Annotated in this window: 1 protein-coding gene; it reads left to right on the forward strand. The window is 38.7% G+C overall.

What is annotated here, in order from left to right:
- Nucleotides 1–25: 25 nt before the first annotated feature.
- Nucleotides 26–248, forward strand: a 223-nt coding sequence (locus V6E76_RS11465) for a transposase (RefSeq protein WP_499797821.1), incomplete at its 3' end; no start/stop codon positions are given.

The following is a 248-nucleotide window of genomic DNA, read 5'->3' on the forward strand; positions in this document are numbered from 1 at the left end:
GAAGAAGACATATCAAGCGAATGAGATGCACCCAAACCATTGGGAATATAATGAGGTTGATGACTATTATGTATGTCCAAACAATCGCCGATTGCCCTTTAAGCGACATACAAGCCGTACAGACAAATACGGTTATCAACGTATCATCAAAATCTATGAATGTGAAGATTGTCGGGATTGCCCATTAATGGCATTGTGTAAATCATCAACAACCGATCGTCCCAAACAAATCCAAAAGAATATGAACT

The sequence above is a fragment of the Jeotgalicoccus huakuii genome, assembly GCF_036665975.1.
Taxonomy (GTDB): Bacteria; Bacillota; Bacilli; order Staphylococcales; family Salinicoccaceae; genus Jeotgalicoccus; species Jeotgalicoccus marinus.